Source organism: Enterocloster sp. (genome assembly GCF_057861365.1).
The window spans coordinates 45,486-61,387 of sequence record NZ_DBMACH010000003.1 but is presented as its reverse complement, the minus strand read 5'-3'; the positions used below and the strand labels follow the sequence as shown (position 1 = coordinate 61,387).

Here is a 15,902-nt window from a genome sequence, read left to right as displayed (position 1 = left end):
CCCCGGCTATATCCATTCAGCCGGGGAGCCCTTTTTACAACAGCTTACTGATATTAATACAAAGATCCGAATAAATCCCCACCCTGATATCACTCTCAAAGGGAAAGATAACAGGGGCAAATTCGGCGGGATCCTGATCGTAGAGATGAACAGTTGTACATTTTTTGACCGGGTCAACGATCCAATATTCACGGACGCCGGAATTTAAGTACAGGACGGGTTTTTGAACATAATCCATCCTCCGGCTGCTGGGGGATACAATCTCGATGATAAGATCCGGAGCACCGGAGCATCCACGGTCTGTCAGCTTGTCAGGATCGCAGATGACAGAAAGATCCGGCTCTACCCAGTTTTTGTCCTCACAGTCCAGATTGACAGCAAAGGGGGCGGCATAGATCTGGCAGTTTCCCCGATGTTCCTCAATGTATGTTCCAATGGTGATATACAGCTGTCCGGATATTCTCTGATGGATTCGGCTGGAAGGAGTCATGTTATAGAGCTGTCCGTCAATTAACTCTGCCCGGGTATTTTCTGGCAGATTCCAGTAATCATCCGATGTATAAAGTCTGGGTTTTAACAAAGGCATAAAATGGTTTCTTTCTGAAAACGAAATTTCCGTTTATGTTACGACAGCAGCGTATGCATAATATGGAAATAGATTTCCTGGCTTTTAGAGCGCCAGGCGCTGCACATATCCTCGGCTTGATCCTTGTCCGGAACGGACAGATCCAGACGGATCAGGACGGATTTGTTTTCCCGTACCTCGCAGTGAACGATATAGTCCTGATTGGTGCCTTTATAGAAATCAGCCGTGGTTCCTACCTCTTCACGGAGTCGGAATTTATTTTCCTTTAAATACTGATCCATGTCCTCCACAATGGCTGGGGATATATTTTTGCCGAAAAAGTTTAAGGTTTCTTCCCCCTCCTTTGTAATCTCATAGCGTGTGCTGCTGTGGCTGGCTTCCTTATGGATCAGTCCTGCTTCCTCCAGTTCATTTAGGGCCTGCTGAAGGGTAAAATAGGTAGTATATTCGTGCTCCGTAAAAAAGCTGGTCAGCTGGGCGTTGCTTAAGGGGAAGTTCACCTGCTTTAACATATACAGATTCATCAGTTTATATAGGGTCATAGGCTCAGTCAGCATATCGCGCACTCCATTGAATAAAATTGTTGCAATTCTTACCGTCTATCATACCAAGTTTAAGGGGGTAAATCAAGCTGTAGTGCAGATTTCTCTTTTAAATTATATGAAAATGTGTTATCATGAAACGTAAGCAAAAAGCATAAGAGGAAGACACAGGTGGTAGGTGTATGAGAGAACGGATCAACCGTTTGGCCAGAGGCATCGTTGACGGCGGTGTTCCGGGGCTGATGATAAAGCCTGAGCGTCTGGAAGGCTCCTTTGGGGCAGGCCAGACGGTAAAGGGCGAATTTCTTGTGCAGAGTACGAATGATCTGTACATAAAAGGACTGGTCTATTCCAGCAATGAGAGAGTACGGGCTGTAAATGAGGCTTTTGGAGGCCTTCGCAGCCATATTATATATGAGGTCGACACCCGCTGTATGGAAGATGGAGACGAAATCAAGGGATCTTTTTACCTGGTCACCAATGGAGGTGAGAGGGAGATTCCTTATTCTTTGCGCATTCAGACGGGAACCGGAGGGGAGGAACTGGCATCTTTAAAGACGGCCAGAGACTTTGCAAACCTTGCGCGGAAAAATATAGAGCTGGCTTTGCGTCTGTTTGAGTATCAGGATTTTATACAGGCGCCCTTTATGCAGGAACCGGAAGCCAGAAGCATTTACGAAGGCCTGCGGGGAAGAAACGGAAGGAAAAATCTGCTGGAAGAATTTCTGGTGGCTCTTCATGTAAAGGAGCCGGTGAGGATCAGCACAGATACATCGCCCAGATGCTATAGGGATTTGGAAGAGGAGAAGGAAGACTTTATTGAGCTGGCGCTCAGCGGATGGGGATATAAAGAGGCCGTGCTTCAGGCAGAGGGAGCGTTTATTTCTCTGGAAACGTCTTCTGTGACAGACCGGGATTTTACGGAAAACCGCTGCCAGATCCCTTATCGAATTTTACCAGATGCTCTTCACGGAGGAAAGAACATGGGGCGGATCGTGATCCGTACCCCGCGCCGGGAGTTTGTGATCCCTATTGAGGCCGAGAGAAGGAAACGCCGGGATCCATACAGGGAAACGGCAGAGGATAAAAAAGGATTTCTGGAATATATACAGAAGCGGCTCCTCTATGAACTTGCTGCTTCTACGGACAGAGAATGGGAGGAGGAGCTGCTCCAGGAAACAGAAAAGCTTCGCATTCTTTATCCAAAGGATGGCAGGGTGCGTCTTCTCAGGGCAGAGCATCTGATGCTTTCCGGACGCAAGGATACAGCGCAGGCGGCTCTTGAAGAGGTGCGGGAGGAAGTCCTGAAGGAACAGGAAAAGATGCCGTGGCTGTACTGCTATTATGAATATTTGTGTCTTTTATTAAATCCCTCAGAAAGCAGAAAGGAAGAACTGATACGTTATATAAGGAAGCATCTCTGGGAAAAGGGCAGTCCATCCCCATGGCTGCTGCTCCTTTTGATCCGTACCGATGAGACCTGTCTTCAGAATCCTCTGGATCTGTACCGTTCTATGGAAATGCTCTTTGCCAACGGGTGCAGAAGCCCGTTCCTTTACGGAAGAGCCTGCCGTCTGCTTACAGAACATCCGGTACTGTTTTTAAAGCTGGGTGCATTTGAACTTCAGGTGCTTCAGCTTGGGATCCGGGAAGGGCTTTTAGACAGGGAGACAGTTTTAAAGGCAGCAGATTTTATTTCCGCACAGAAATATTATAGAAAGCCCGTGTGGAGACTGGCAAAACAGCTCTATAAGGCATATCCGGAGCGGAAACTTTTAGAGGCGGTCTGCGGTTTGCTGATCCGTGGGGAACAAAAGACTGGAGAGGCGTTTTTATGGTATGAAAAGGCCCAGGAGGCTCATATCAACATTACAAGGCTGTATGAGTATTTCCTTTATTCCCTGCCAGACGACTATAACCGTCTGCTGCCGAAAGAGGTGCTTTTATATTTCTCCTATGATAAGACTCTGGACCGGGAGCATCGGTGCATTCTTTACAGGAATATCCTGCTGTACATGAATCCCTCGTCTGAGCTTTATCAGTCATACATTAGGGAAATGGAGCAGTTTGCCATGGAGCAGCTCTTTGCCCTGCGGATTGACAGCCGGCTGGCGGTGATCTATGAGCATATGATCTACCAGGATATGATTGATGAGCGGGCGGCAAAGGTCCTGCCTGCCATCCTTTGCTCCCGGCGCATTATTTGTGAGGAGCCCGGAATGAAGTATGTGGTCGTCCGCTGTGAAGAGCTGCAGGATGAGGAAACATATGCTCTGGAAAAGGGAGAGGCATACGTTCCGGCCCGTTCCGGCCATATGATCTTAATGTTCCAGGATGCCTATGGAAACCGGTATCTGGATGTGAAGCACAGAAAATATCCTGTAATGGATAAAAAGGAACTGCTGGACCGGTGCGCTAAACTGGCTCCTGATCATCCCATGCTGCTTTTAAGGGCCTGCTGTCAGGTGATGGGAGAAGGGATCCATACTCTTCAGGAAGCTCATATGTTAGATGAGGCAGCGCATCTTCTCCGGTTAAATCCTGTGTTTGAGACCGGACTGAGGGAACAGGTAGTGGAATTTTACTGCCGTATGGAAGAGGATGACAGGGAGGACAAAAACAGTGCAAACTGTGCCTGTCTGGTTCAGATGGATAAGGAGGATTTAAGCGAAAAGGCAAGAAAGCGGATCTGTGAGACCCTGATCGGACAGGATTTTCTCAGGGAAGCTTATGATATGATCTGCAGGTTTAAGATCACAGATATCGATGTACAGCTTCTTTCCAGACTGTGCAGCCGGATGATCTTACAGCAGCTTTTTGATCAGGATGACTGGCTTTTATCTTTTTCCTATCGTGTATTTGAAGCAGGAAAGGCAGATAGTGTGGTTTTGGATTACCTTTGCGAGCATTTTAACGGAACGGTGTCTCAGATGTACGGGATACTGATCCGGGGCGTGCAGGAGCATATCGAAACCTATGATCTGGAGGAACGGCTGCTGGCTCAGATGTTGTTTACCGGCTGCTGCGACCGCATAGATTCTGTATTTGATCTGTATATGAGCCGCAAAAAGACCAGAGAAAGTATTGTGAAGGCTTATTTTACAGAAAAATGCGCCCAGTATTTTCTGGAAGGAACGGAAATGGATCCCAAGGTATTTGACTACCTGAAAAAAGCCGCCAGGATGAGCCTTAACAGAGAAAAGCTTCCTACGCTGTATCTGCTTTCCCTGACCAAATATTTTGCAGGGATCCCTGAAATCAGTCCGGAAGATAAAGAGCTGCTTTTATTTATGACACGTCTCCTTTTGGAGCAGAGACTCATATTTCCGTATACCAGAGACCTGTCCCGCCATATTCCTGTTCCGGAGGATATCCTGGATAAGACCATGGTGGAGTACCATGGTGACAGGGATCGGGCGCCCTGGATGGAAGTCCGTCTGCTGCCGGAAGAAACCTCTTTTCACCGGGAGGAAATGCGGAGGGTTTACCAGGGGATTTATGTAAAGGAAATGGTGCTTTTCGAGGGAGAGACGTTAGAGTACCAGATTTATGAAAGAGGGAGCCGGGGAAGGGTTCTGACAGCCGAGGGAAGGCTTACCTGCGACCATAAGCTGGATGGGAGGGAAAACAGCCGTTTTGCCTGCTTAAACCGCATGGGAGCAGCATTAAAAGAGAAAAATGAGGAAAAGCTTGCTGGTGCCATGGAGGACTATCTGAAACGGTCCGCCGTGCTGGGAAGCCTGTTTCCGGTGAAAGAATAGATGGAGGAGACAGCGGATGGACGGCCTAGTGATCGGTCTGGATCTGAATGATGAGTATACTCAGATCAGCTGCTATGGAAAAGAAATATCCTGGACGATCCCCACGGTGATCTGCAGGAAAAAAGAGGAGGAAATCTGGCTTACAGGGGAGGAGGCCTATGCGGCCACGCTTCTGGGCGAAGGGGTGATCGTAGATAAGCTTTTAAAGATGGTGCAAAAAGAAGGCACCTCTACCATTGGAGGGGTGTGCTATACAGGCGCCCTTCTGCTGCGTATTTTTCTGCAGCAGGTTTTAGAATATCCCTTAAAGGAAGAGGGGAAAAAGACCGTTTCCCAGCTGGTAGTGACCATGCAGGAGATGGATGCAAGGCTTACGGACACACTGATGTACTGCGCGGATGCCATGGGCATTTCCAGAGACAGGGTCCATGTGATCAGTCACACAGAAAGTTTTGTATATTATGTGCTGAGCCAGAAACGGGAGCTCTGGTCCAATCAGGTAGGGCTGTTTGAGCTGGCAGCAGACCGTCTGTGCTATTATGAAATGAAGGTTCAGAGAGGAATGCGCCGAAACATGGTCCAGGCAGAAGCTCAGAACCAGGAGGAAGCCTTTGATCTGGATATCCTGGGTACGCCTTCCGGACAGAAGCTTGCAGATCAGATCCTTACTTCCTGCGGGGAAAAACTTTTGAGCAAAAAACTCTTCTCCACCGTATTTCTCACAGGAAAAGGGTTCGAGCGCCAGGACTGGGCCGGCGGGTTTATGAAGCTGGTATGCAGCAGGAGAAGGTGCTTTGTGGAAAAGGAGCTTTTTTCCAGGGGAGCGGCGTTTAAGGGACAGGATTATCTTAATTCCGCTACCGAATACCCCTATATTTTTGTCTGCGAGGGACGTTTAAAAGCAGAGGTTGATTTAAAGGTTATGCAGAAAGGGAAGGAGGTTCTCCTGGCTGTGGCCTCTTATGGAGATAACTGGTATGAGTCAAAGAGTTCTCTGGAGCTGATCCTGGAGGATGAAAAGGAGATTGAATTTATCATTTCCCATCTGGATTCCAGAAAGAAAAAGGTTGTAAAGGTGCCTCTTTCCGGTTTTCCGGACCGTCCTCCAAAAACGACCCGGATTGAGATGAATATTGGTTTTAAAGATGAAAATACCATGGTCACGGTGATCAAGGACAGAGGCTTTGGGGATCTGTTTCCTGCTTCCGGGGCTGTGGTAAGGCAAGAGGTAAGCTTATGAGTCTTTTGTTGTGCAGAAGGGAGCCGGTAAAGCATCCGCTTTATATTGAGGTACTGGGGATCCATATCTACTCTTCTCAGGAGCTGTGCTATGTGATCTGCAACCATCCTCTGCTTGTAATGGACGGCTTTGTGGGAAAAGCTCTTTATAGCTTTGTAAAAAATGAGCTTGGCATGGGCTTTGTGGCAGGCAGGATGGAAAAGCTTTCGGAAACCGGAAGCCGCCCGGAAGAGGCGCTGTACCTGTTTTTGACAGAATGCGATTACTGTACGGAAAAAGAGAGCCAGAGGTTTCGGCAGACAGCGGCAGCTTACCGCAGTCTCCCGGCCCCACGGTATGAAAAGGCAGTGGCCGATTATCTGTTTGGGAAAAAACAGTATGGCCGTGCTTCTGTCCGCTATGAGAAACTTTTAGCGGAAACAGAGGAAAAAAAGGAGGATGCGGCCTTTATGGGAGCCCTTTATCAGAGCCTTGGGGCAGCTTATGCCCAGATGTTCCAGTTCCACCGGGCATATCGGGCATACGATAAGGCCTACGGTCTGGACCATGACAGAGAGGTATTAAAACGCATTTATTTTCTGAGCGTTCTGGCTCCGGAGCTGGAGGCGGCAGATACCTATGGGCCGCTTTTTAAGCCGGAATTTAAAGGCGCCTGGGAGGAAGAACTGCGCCAGGCCAGAACCGATGGGGAACAGGCGGAGGAGGTGCGCGGGCTGCGGATTCTGATGAAGCGGGATATGCCTTACCGGATGGAGGGCGCGGCCCGGATCGTTGGGCGGTGGAAGAGCGAGTACCGCAAGATGGTGTGAAAATCTGCTTGACAAAACAGTGAAATCTATTTATGCTTAAATGCAGACAACAGATGAAAAGAAAATGGCTGTGAAAAAGAGGAGTACGTACAGGGAACCGGCAGAGAGGGCAGTCCGAAGGCTGAAAGGCGGCCCCGGAGGAAGGTGCGGAAGGTAGCTTTTGAGCCGGAAGGGCCAACGGGGGAATCAGCTTCCCTTTAGTAGTTTTTCCCGTATTTCCCGCGTTAAGGGGACAGAGATTGCCGGGCAGGCTTACTGCCCATATGGCAGAATCAAAGGTGGTACCGCGAGATGATCGCCCTTTGCTTTTCCTTAGAGGAAGAGGCAGAGGGCGTTTTTTATTTCATAGGAAAAAAGGAGGATATATATGAAGGAACTGGAAAAGACATATGATCCGGCGGCCATTGAGGACCGTCTTTATGAAAAATGGCTGAATGGAAAATATTTCCATGCAGAGGTAAACCGCAGCAAAAAGCCCTTTACCATTGTGATGCCGCCGCCAAATATCACAGGACAGCTTCACATGGGCCATGCTCTGGACAATACCATGCAGGATATTTTAATCCGCTATAAGAGAATGCAGGGCTATGAGGCTTTATGGCAGCCGGGAACAGACCATGCAGCCATTGCTACCGAGGTAAAGGTCATTGACAAGCTGAAAAAAGAAGGCGTTTCCAAGGAAGACCTGGGAAGAGACGGCTTCTTAAAGGAGTGCTGGAAGTGGAGAGAGGAGTACGGCACCCGGATCGTAAAGCAGCTTCACAAGCTGGGTTCTTCTGCCGACTGGGACAGAGAGCGCTTTACCATGGACGAAGGCTGCTCCGACGCAGTTTTGGAAGTATTTGTAAAACTCTACGAGAAAGGATACATCTACAAGGGTTCCCGCATCATCAACTGGTGTCCTGTATGCCAGACCTCTATCTCCGACGCGGAGGTAGAGCACGTAGAACAGGACGGCTTCTTCTGGCACATCAACTACCCCGTAGTGGGAGAGCCGGGCCGCTTTGTTGAGATTGCAACCACCCGTCCGGAGACGCTCCTTGGCGATACGGCTGTGGCTGTCAATCCGGAGGACGAGCGGTATAAGGATATTGTAGGCAAGATGTTAAAGCTGCCTTTAACCGACCGTGAAATTCCTGTTATTGCAGATGAATACGTAGATAAGGAGTTTGGAACCGGCTGCGTAAAGATTACTCCGGCCCATGACCCCAATGACTTCGAGGTAGGAAAGCGCCATGGTTTAGAGGAAATCGTTATTTTAAATGACGATGCCACAGTAAATGTACCGGGCCCATACTTTGGCATGGACCGCTACGAGGCCAGAAAAGCCATGGTAGAGGACTTAAAGAATCAGGGACTTCTGGTAAAGGTGGTTCCCCATTCCCACAATGTAGGTACCCACGACCGCTGCAAGACTACCGTAGAGCCTATGGTAAAACAGCAGTGGTTTGTGCGCATGGATGAGATGGCAAAGCCGGCCATTGAAGCTTTAAAATCCGGACGGTTAAAGTTCGTGCCGGAAAGCTTTGGAAAGACCTATCTTCACTGGCTTGAAAATATCCGTGACTGGTGTATTTCCAGACAGCTCTGGTGGGGGCACCGGATTCCGGCCTATTACTGCCAGGACTGCGGAGAAACGGTTGTAGCAAAGGAAGCGCCCCATACCTGCCCCAAGTGCGGCGGCAGCCATTTTAAACAGGATGAGGATACGCTGGATACCTGGTTTTCTTCTGCTTTATGGCCCTTCTCCACTCTTGGATGGCCAAAGAACTCAGAAGATCTGGATTACTTCTATCCCACAGATGTGCTGGTAACGGGATATGATATTATCTTCTTCTGGGTCATCCGTATGGTATTCTCAGGCCTTGAGCAGACCGGAAAAGAGCCCTTCCACACTGTTTTGATCCATGGACTGGTAAGAGACTCCCAGGGCCGCAAGATGAGCAAGTCCCTTGGAAACGGCATTGATCCTCTGGAGGTAATTGACAAATACGGCGCAGACGCCCTGCGTATGACATTGATTACGGGAAATGCACCCGGAAATGATATGCGTTTCTACTGGGAGCGTGTGGAGAACAGCCGAAACTTTGCAAATAAGGTCTGGAATGCTTCCCGCTTTATCATGATGAACATTGAAAAAGCTTCCGACCTGTCCGGCGTTACAGAGGATCAGCTTACGCTGGCAGATAAGTGGATCCTTTCAAAGGTAAATACCTTATCAAAGGATGTAACGGAAAATCTGGACAAGTATGAGCTGGGAATTGCTCTCCAGAAGGTATATGACTTTATCTGGGAAGAGTTCTGCGACTGGTACATTGAGATGGTAAAGCCAAGACTGTACAATGAAGCAGACGATACAAAGGCTGCCGCTCTCTGGACCTTGAAGCACGTTTTGATCCAGGCATTAAAGCTTCTTCATCCATTTATGCCCTTCATCACAGAGGAGATCTTCTGCAACCTGCAGGAGGAAGAGGAGACCATTATGCTGTCTTCCTGGCCGCTGTATGAGGAAAAATGGAACTTCGCCTCTGAGGAGCAGGCCGTAGAGACCATCAAGGCTGCCGTAAGAGCCATCCGAAATGTGCGCACTTCCATGAACGTGCCGCCAAGCAAGAAAGCGACCGTTTATGTTGTATCTGAGGATGAGGATATTTTAGGTATCTTTGAGCATAGCCGCAGCTTCTTTGCCACCTTAGGCTATGCAGGAGAGGTAATCCTTCAGAAGGATAAGGCAGGCATCGGCGAGGACGCCGTATCCGCAGTGATCCACAAGGCAGTGATCTATATGCCGTTTGCAGAACTGGTAGACATCGAAAAGGAGATCGAGCGTTTAAAGGCTGAAGAGAAGCGCTTAAACGGCGAGCTGGCCCGTTCCAACGGCATGTTGAATAATGAGAAATTCGTAAGCCGTGCGCCTGAGGCAAAGATTGCCGAGGAGCGTGCAAAGCTGGAGAAATATACCCAGATGATGGAGCAGGTAAAGGCCCGTCTGGCACAGCTTGTAAAATAACAGATCCCGTCATAACCGGGGCTGCCGCGCAGTTTGCGGCGGCCCCCTTTTGCAGATATCAGCAAAACAGAAAGGAGTCATCCGGTGGATATTTTAATTGTCATGTGTATGGGAATCCTGGTGGGACGGCTGTTTCGGTCCGGCAGGATAAAGAAGGTAAATGAGCTTTTATCCCTTGCCTGTACCTTTGTTCTGATCTTCGCAATGGGAGGAACGCTGGGGCAGAGAGAAAATTTTGTCCGGGAATTTCTTTCCCTGGGAGGCGCCAGCTTCCTCTTTTTTGCCTTTCCCACCTTTTTTTCCATTGTCTTTGTATACATTTTGACCCGGAATTTTATGGGAAGAAAGAAGTATGAAACCAGGGGGAAAAAAGAAAAATGATTATTCTGTTTACGTTCATATCCCTTTTAGGAGGACTTGCCTACGGGATTTTTGGCTTTCATATTCCGGCTGTTTCCCTGATCTTAAAGAACACGGACGGAGTTTTGTATGCCCTGATGTTTTTTGTCGGCATCAGCATTGGGATGCACCGGGGGATTTTAAGCAAGATCAGGGAATACCATATTAAAATATTTATCATTCCCGCAGGAATTATAGCCGGTTCCATTGTGGGGGGGATCATCTGTTCCCTGCTTCTTAAAATTCCGGTGGGACAGGGAACTGCCATTGCCAGCGGAATGGGCTGGTACAGTCTGGCCGGGGCGGCGATCAGCGAGCTGGGAGGGGCAAAGCTGGGAAGCATTGCCTTTATGAGCAATCTCATGCGGGAAATTTTTTCTTTTTTCCTGATTCCCCTGATCTCCCTTAAGCTCAATGACCTTACCTGTATTGCGCCTGCCGGGGCGACCAGCGAAGATACCACCCTTCCTGTGATGCTAAAATATACCAATGAAGAAACGGTTGTTTTGTCGGTTTTAAACGGAATGCTCTGCTCTTTTGCAGTTCCGGTACTGATCTCTGTCTTTGCAGGTTAGGAAAGAAGGCTGTCGCTTCCTGGCGAAGCAGGGCGAGAACATGATGTTGAAACTTTGGGGAAAATCATTTAAAATAGAGGGAACAGGCAGGAGGATGAGTAATGATGCAGGCAGAAGAATACTTAGAGAAGATTCCCATGTGGACCAGGGAAAAACATTCTCTTACAGATATAAGAGCGTTTCTGCATGAAATGGGAGACCCGGACAGGAAGCTTTCCATCATTCATGTGGCGGGAACTAACGGAAAAGGCTCTGTGTGCGCCTTTCTTACCTCTTTGTACAGAAACGCCGGTTTTCGCACCGGAACCTTTATCTCTCCTCATCTGGTAACCGTCCGGGAACGGTTTTTGTTAAATAATGAAATGGTTTCGCCCGGGAAGCTTCAGGCTGCCTTTGAGACGGTTCTTGAGACTGTAAATATCATGAAAGAAAAGGGGTATTCCCACCCCAGCTATTTTGAGTTTCTTTTTTATATGGCAATGGCGCTGTTTGCAGATGAAACGCCGGAGCTTGTGATTTTGGAAACCGGGCTGGGAGGCCGCCTGGACGCTACCAACGTGGTTGAGAATCCCCTGGCCTGTGTGATTACCTCCATCAGTCTGGATCACATCATGTACCTGGGAGATACCATAGAAGCGGTTGCAGGAGAGAAGGCAGGGATCATAAAAAGGCAGGTTCCTGTGATCTACGATGATACCGTGCCTGAGGCTTCTGAGGTGATCCGTGAGAGAGCGGTACAGATGGCATCAAAGGCATATCCGGTGGGAAAGGGAGATTTTTCCATTTTGGAAACCAAAGATCAAGGACTTTCTATAAGAGCTGAGGGAGAAGCTGCTCAGGCGTTTGCCGCGGCAGGCCCTCTGGTGCTTGAAATTCCCTTTGAAGCACCTTATCAGGCAGAAAATGCCATGCTGGCTGTGAAAACAGCGGTTGTTTTAGGGCAGAGAGAAAGGGGGTTCCGTCTGACAGAGGCTCAGATTACAGAGGGGATACGGACTGCCCGCTGGGCCGGGCGTATGGAGCGGGCTGGAGAAAATCTGTATCTGGACGGAGCCCACAATCCGGGCGGCATAAAAGCCTTTATTCAGGCAGCCGCATCTATGGCTGCCCGGCAGAAAAAAAAGGCGTATCTGCTATTTGGCGCCGTATCGGACAAGGATTACAGGGCTATGGCCCGGCTGCTCTGTGAGGGGATTTCCTGGGCGGGGATCGGTGTGGTACATATAGACAGCAGCCGGAGCATGGACACAGAGGTTCTGGCAGAAGCATTTTCGCAGGCATATAAAGGGCCGGTGAGAGCCTTTGAAACCGCAGGGGAAGCTTTGCGGGAGATGAAGAAGCAGGCAGGAGATGAGCTCTTATTCTGCGCAGGCTCCCTGTATTTGATCGGGGAGCTTAAGGTACAGCTTAAAGGCATGGAAAGGAGAGAAGATACATGATCGATTTTGAAGAGGAGATCCAGCGCTTTAAACCCAGTCTGGATGTAGAGGCGGTAGAGGACGCCATTGTGAAAAGCGATCTTACGGATATGACGGATATTATGATGGAGATGATCCGGGAAAGAGACGGGAAAAGACGGTGATGGAGATTGAGGCAAAAAACAGACAGATTGCCAACAGCTATTATAACCTGGGTCTGGAGAAAGCAAGGATACGGGATCTTTCCGGAGCGGCCCAGTGCCTGAAAAAGAGCCTTCATTTCTGCAAATACCAGATCGACGCCAGAAATCTGCTGGGTTTGATCTACTACGAGAACGGCGAGGTGGCGGATGCTCTGGTGCAGTGGGTTATCAGTATGAGCCTGCAGCCGGAAAATAATCTGGCAGATCATTATCTGGAACGGATCCAGAGAAAGCCGGGACAGTTAGAAGCGGAAAGCCAGGCAGTAAAGACCTTTAACCAGGCCTTGTGGCATGCCCAGAACGGTAGCGATGATCTGGCGGCCCTGCAGCTTGCCAGAGTGGTATCAGCCAAGCCCCATTTTGTCAAAGCCCATCTTCTTCTGGCTCTTTTATATATGAGGCGGGAGGATTATAATAAGGCCGGCCGCTCTCTGTATAAGATCCTCCAGATTGATAAGAGCAATTCCAAGGCGCTTTACTATATGTCCATTGTAAAGCAGAATACGGGACGGGCCGAGGCGGAAAAGCGCCGGATGGTAAAGGCATTTTCCCACAGACAGATGGAGGATGATGATGTGATCATCCCCAACACCTATAAAGAGTCTACGGGGCTTTCTACGGTGTTTCACATTATCCTGGGCCTGATCTTCGGCCTGGTGGCCTTTTATGTGCTGGTGCTCCCGGCAGTGGAAAACCGCCTGAACCGCCAGCGTGATGATGAGCTGATGGTCTATATGCAGAAATTAAACAGCGCCAATCAGGAAAATGATATTCTGGCGCAGGAAAATGAGGATATCGAAGCCAAGATGGCAGAGGTACAGGAGCAGCTGGATACGCTCACAACCGGCAACACCAGTATTATTGCCCAGTATCAGAGCCTCATCTGGGTGCTCCAGTCCTACCGCACCGGGGATATGGTATCGGCGGCAAAGACCTTTGCCGAGTCCAGCTTTGATCTGATCGAGGATGCGAATATTCAGGGGATTGTGGATAATATACGTCAGGAGATGACAGGAAGCATCTACCAGACGCTGGTTGATAAGGGACTGCAGCTCTGGAATGGCGGAAATAAGACCCAGGCTCAGGAGTATTTCCTTGCAAGCTTAAAAATAAGGCCTGACAACCCTGAGGCTATGTTTTATGCAGGGCGTCTCTATCAGGATGCGGGAGATACGGAAAATGCAAACGCACTCTTTGACAAGGTGGTAGGCGAGCATGGCGATACAGAGTATGCAGAGCGGGCCAGAAATGCAAGAGGCTATTAAATAAAATACACTTTTTACGGCAGAAGAAATGGATCACAGGATCGTACCTTCTGCCTTTTTTGTTATAGAAAATATCTGCCCAAAAGAGAAGAAGGAGGAAATGGGATGGACGCAGGAACAATTACATATGAGGCATATGAGGATACGCTGATCATCCATATGCCCAAGGAGCTGGATCACCACAACTGCAGGAAACTGAAAACGGACACGGATCTGATGCTGGAGGAAAACTGTGTCAGGAGGATTATCTTTGATTTTGAAAAAACGGAATTTATGGATTCTTCAGGAATCGGAGTGCTGTTAAACCGATATAAGGAGATGAAAGCCAGCCGGGGAAGCGTATGCTACTGCAGAGCATCCAGACGGGTGCGAAGACTCATGGAACTGAGCGGGATCTGCAGGCTGATGGAAGGATATGAAAGCAGGGAGCAGGCAGTGGGAGCATTGAAATAAAAAGGAGGTACAGGATATGGAAGGGGACAGAGAGCATATAAGGCTGGAAATGGAAAGCCGTTCCAGCAATGAGGAGTTTGCAAGAGTGGTGGCGGCTGTGTTTATGAGCCGTTTAGACCCTACACTGGAAGAGATGGATGATGTGAAAACAGCGGTATCGGAGGCTGTTACCAATGCAGTGATCCACGGCTATAGAGAGAAGTGTGGAACGGTAGTTATGGAGCTGACGGCAGACCGCACAGAACGGAGCCTGACCGTAGAAGTGACTGATCAGGGAACCGGAATAGAAGATATAAAAAAGGCCATGGAACCCATGTATACCACAGACCGATCAGGAGAGAGGTCTGGAATGGGCTTTGCTTTTATGGAAGCCTTTATGGATGAGATCACAGTGGAATCAGAGGCCGGATGCGGAACAAAGGTCACCATGAAAAAATATATCGGCAGGTGACGCCCATGGAAGAGACCATCAGGCAGATCCAGAACGCCCACCAAGGGGATAAAGCGGCCAGAGACCGGCTGGTAACGGAAAATACAGGACTGGTGTGGAGCATTGTCCGCAGGTTCGCAGGTAGAGGATACGAGCTGGAAGATTTATTTCAGATTGGAAGTATTGGTCTTATGAAAGCCATTGATAAGTTTGATACCAACTATGAAGTGAAATTTTCCACCTATGCGGTTCCAATAGAGTAAGATAAAGGAAACGACCGGAATAGCCTTAAAATAAGGGATTTCTGATAAAGGCATTAGATTAAAAATCAGTGCTGTCAGATAAACATTTCGATATCTTATGTTGAAATAGCAGTGTAGATAAGATATTGAAAACAATTCGGAATTGTTTCTGATAGAAACCTTCTTGAATGAGATGATGAGCATTCAAAGGAGGTTTTTTTATGGCAAGAATTATGACAAGAAGAAAAGCCATACCCAAAGCAATTGAATTACTACAATGTCTGCCACAGACGGAGGAAGTTGTGGAAGTGATACAGGCATTAAAAAAATATTCCTCCACCCCATTGGATAGATGGGATGTAGCCAGTGTATATGAAGCACTGGATGAATGGACAGAATCGCATGGTGGAGTCCCGCCGAAAATAAAAGAGTGTGACAGTCATAAGGAATTGCCAAGTCATATGGTCTTTGAAAAGCTTTTTGGAAAAACAGCAAAAGAGTTTCTGAACGATTATTATGGAGAAATCGAATATGTAAGGATTGGACGTCATGGAACAAAATGTGTTGATGATCAATATGATTTTCTGGAATTATTTAGAAATGAATTTGAACGAATACAACCGGCAACATCAAAAATATATGATGCTTGTAGAAATCCAGAAACGCCATCATGGGGAACAATCGCAAGAAGGTGTAAAGTATCTTCCTGGTCAGAGCTGGTTACGCTGTCTGGTGTAGAGGCGAATTGCATCAGAAGAAGATATAACACATATAATATTAGAAATAAGTTGAGTGTTTCACAAAAAACAAATGTGGAAACAAATATGACAGTACACGAACAGAAAGAAGAAAAAGAACGATTTGAGGCATTGTTGATAAAGACACATGATTTAACATTGCAGGCTGAGAAGCAGGAAAAGACAGAAAAAGCAGTTTCAAAACATACATTACGAATTGGGAGGAAATAGA

14 protein-coding genes and 1 pseudogene are annotated in these 15,902 nt (G+C 48.1%); 13 read left to right on the top strand and 2 right to left on the bottom strand.

Annotated features, from left to right (window positions below):
- Nucleotides 1-34: 34 nt before the first annotated feature.
- Nucleotides 35-586, bottom strand: coding sequence for a Uma2 family endonuclease (locus tag ACZM6M_RS04345; RefSeq protein WP_417046108.1), 552 nt, complete (start codon nucleotides 584-586; stop codon nucleotides 35-37).
- Between the two features lie 38 nt (nucleotides 587-624).
- Nucleotides 625-1,143, bottom strand: a complete 519-nt coding sequence (locus tag ACZM6M_RS04340) for a DUF4364 family protein (protein ID WP_296036999.1) — start codon at nucleotides 1,141-1,143, stop codon at nucleotides 625-627.
- 167 nt (nucleotides 1,144-1,310) lie between these two features.
- On the opposite strand from ACZM6M_RS04340, the gene ACZM6M_RS04335 reads away from it, so the two are divergent.
- The 13 genes and pseudogenes from ACZM6M_RS04335 (at nucleotide 1,311) to ACZM6M_RS04275 (ending at nucleotide 15,901) form a co-directional block, all read left to right on the top strand.
- Nucleotides 1,311-4,889 carry a DUF5717 family protein gene (locus ACZM6M_RS04335; RefSeq protein WP_484076229.1) on the top strand — a complete coding sequence of 1,193 codons (3,579 nt, stop codon included), beginning with the start codon at nucleotides 1,311-1,313 and terminating at the stop codon, nucleotides 4,887-4,889.
- Nucleotides 4,890-4,905: 16 nt separating this feature from the next.
- Nucleotides 4,906-6,129, top strand: a complete 1,224-nt coding sequence (locus tag ACZM6M_RS04330) for a DUF5716 family protein (RefSeq protein WP_337433803.1) — start codon at nucleotides 4,906-4,908, stop codon at nucleotides 6,127-6,129.
- Nucleotides 6,126-6,938, top strand: a complete 813-nt coding sequence (locus ACZM6M_RS04325; RefSeq protein ID WP_337933325.1) for a hypothetical protein — start codon at nucleotides 6,126-6,128, stop codon at nucleotides 6,936-6,938. The genes ACZM6M_RS04330 and ACZM6M_RS04325 overlap by 4 nt, the downstream gene beginning before the upstream one ends.
- Nucleotides 6,939-7,305: 367 nt before the next feature.
- Nucleotides 7,306-9,948, top strand: coding sequence for a valine--tRNA ligase (locus ACZM6M_RS04320; RefSeq protein WP_417045844.1), 2,643 nt, complete (start codon nucleotides 7,306-7,308; stop codon nucleotides 9,946-9,948).
- A gap of 84 nt (nucleotides 9,949-10,032) precedes the next feature.
- A complete protein-coding gene (locus tag ACZM6M_RS04315) occupies nucleotides 10,033-10,329 on the top strand; it encodes a hypothetical protein (RefSeq protein WP_066547743.1) in 297 nt (98 codons plus the stop codon).
- Entirely contained in the window at nucleotides 10,326-10,922 is a 597-nt protein-coding gene (locus tag ACZM6M_RS04310; RefSeq protein WP_337932499.1) for a LysO family transporter, read from the top strand. Before ACZM6M_RS04315 ends, ACZM6M_RS04310 begins: the two co-directional genes overlap by 4 nt.
- A 101-nt stretch (nucleotides 10,923-11,023) precedes the next feature.
- Nucleotides 11,024-12,361 (top strand): bifunctional folylpolyglutamate synthase/dihydrofolate synthase, encoded by a 1,338-nt coding sequence (locus ACZM6M_RS04305; RefSeq protein WP_066547746.1) that lies wholly within the window; start codon nucleotides 11,024-11,026, stop codon nucleotides 12,359-12,361.
- Nucleotides 12,358-12,504: a hypothetical protein gene (locus ACZM6M_RS04300; protein WP_167544876.1), complete on the top strand. Its 147-nt coding sequence runs from the start codon at nucleotides 12,358-12,360 to the stop codon at nucleotides 12,502-12,504. The genes ACZM6M_RS04305 and ACZM6M_RS04300 overlap by 4 nt, the downstream gene beginning before the upstream one ends.
- On the top strand, nucleotides 12,504-13,808 hold the full coding sequence (locus tag ACZM6M_RS04295) for a tetratricopeptide repeat protein (protein ID WP_066547748.1): 1,305 nt from the start codon (nucleotides 12,504-12,506) through the stop codon (nucleotides 13,806-13,808). Before ACZM6M_RS04300 ends, ACZM6M_RS04295 begins: the two co-directional genes overlap by 1 nt.
- 105 nt (nucleotides 13,809-13,913) lie before the next feature.
- The gene (locus ACZM6M_RS04290; RefSeq protein WP_066547750.1) at nucleotides 13,914-14,261 is read left to right on the top strand and encodes an STAS domain-containing protein; all 348 of its coding nucleotides are present in this window, start codon (nucleotides 13,914-13,916) and stop codon (nucleotides 14,259-14,261) included.
- Between the two features lie 16 nt (nucleotides 14,262-14,277).
- Entirely contained in the window at nucleotides 14,278-14,712 is a 435-nt protein-coding gene (gene spoIIAB / locus ACZM6M_RS04285) for an anti-sigma F factor (protein ID WP_066547753.1), read from the top strand.
- A gap of 5 nt (nucleotides 14,713-14,717) precedes the next feature.
- Nucleotides 14,718-14,948, top strand: a pseudogene (locus ACZM6M_RS04280) (sigma-70 family RNA polymerase sigma factor); the annotation flags it as partial.
- 206 nt (nucleotides 14,949-15,154) lie between these two features.
- Entirely contained in the window at nucleotides 15,155-15,901 is a 747-nt protein-coding gene (locus ACZM6M_RS04275; protein WP_118575369.1) for a hypothetical protein, read from the top strand.
- Nucleotide 15,902 lies beyond the last annotated feature (1 nt).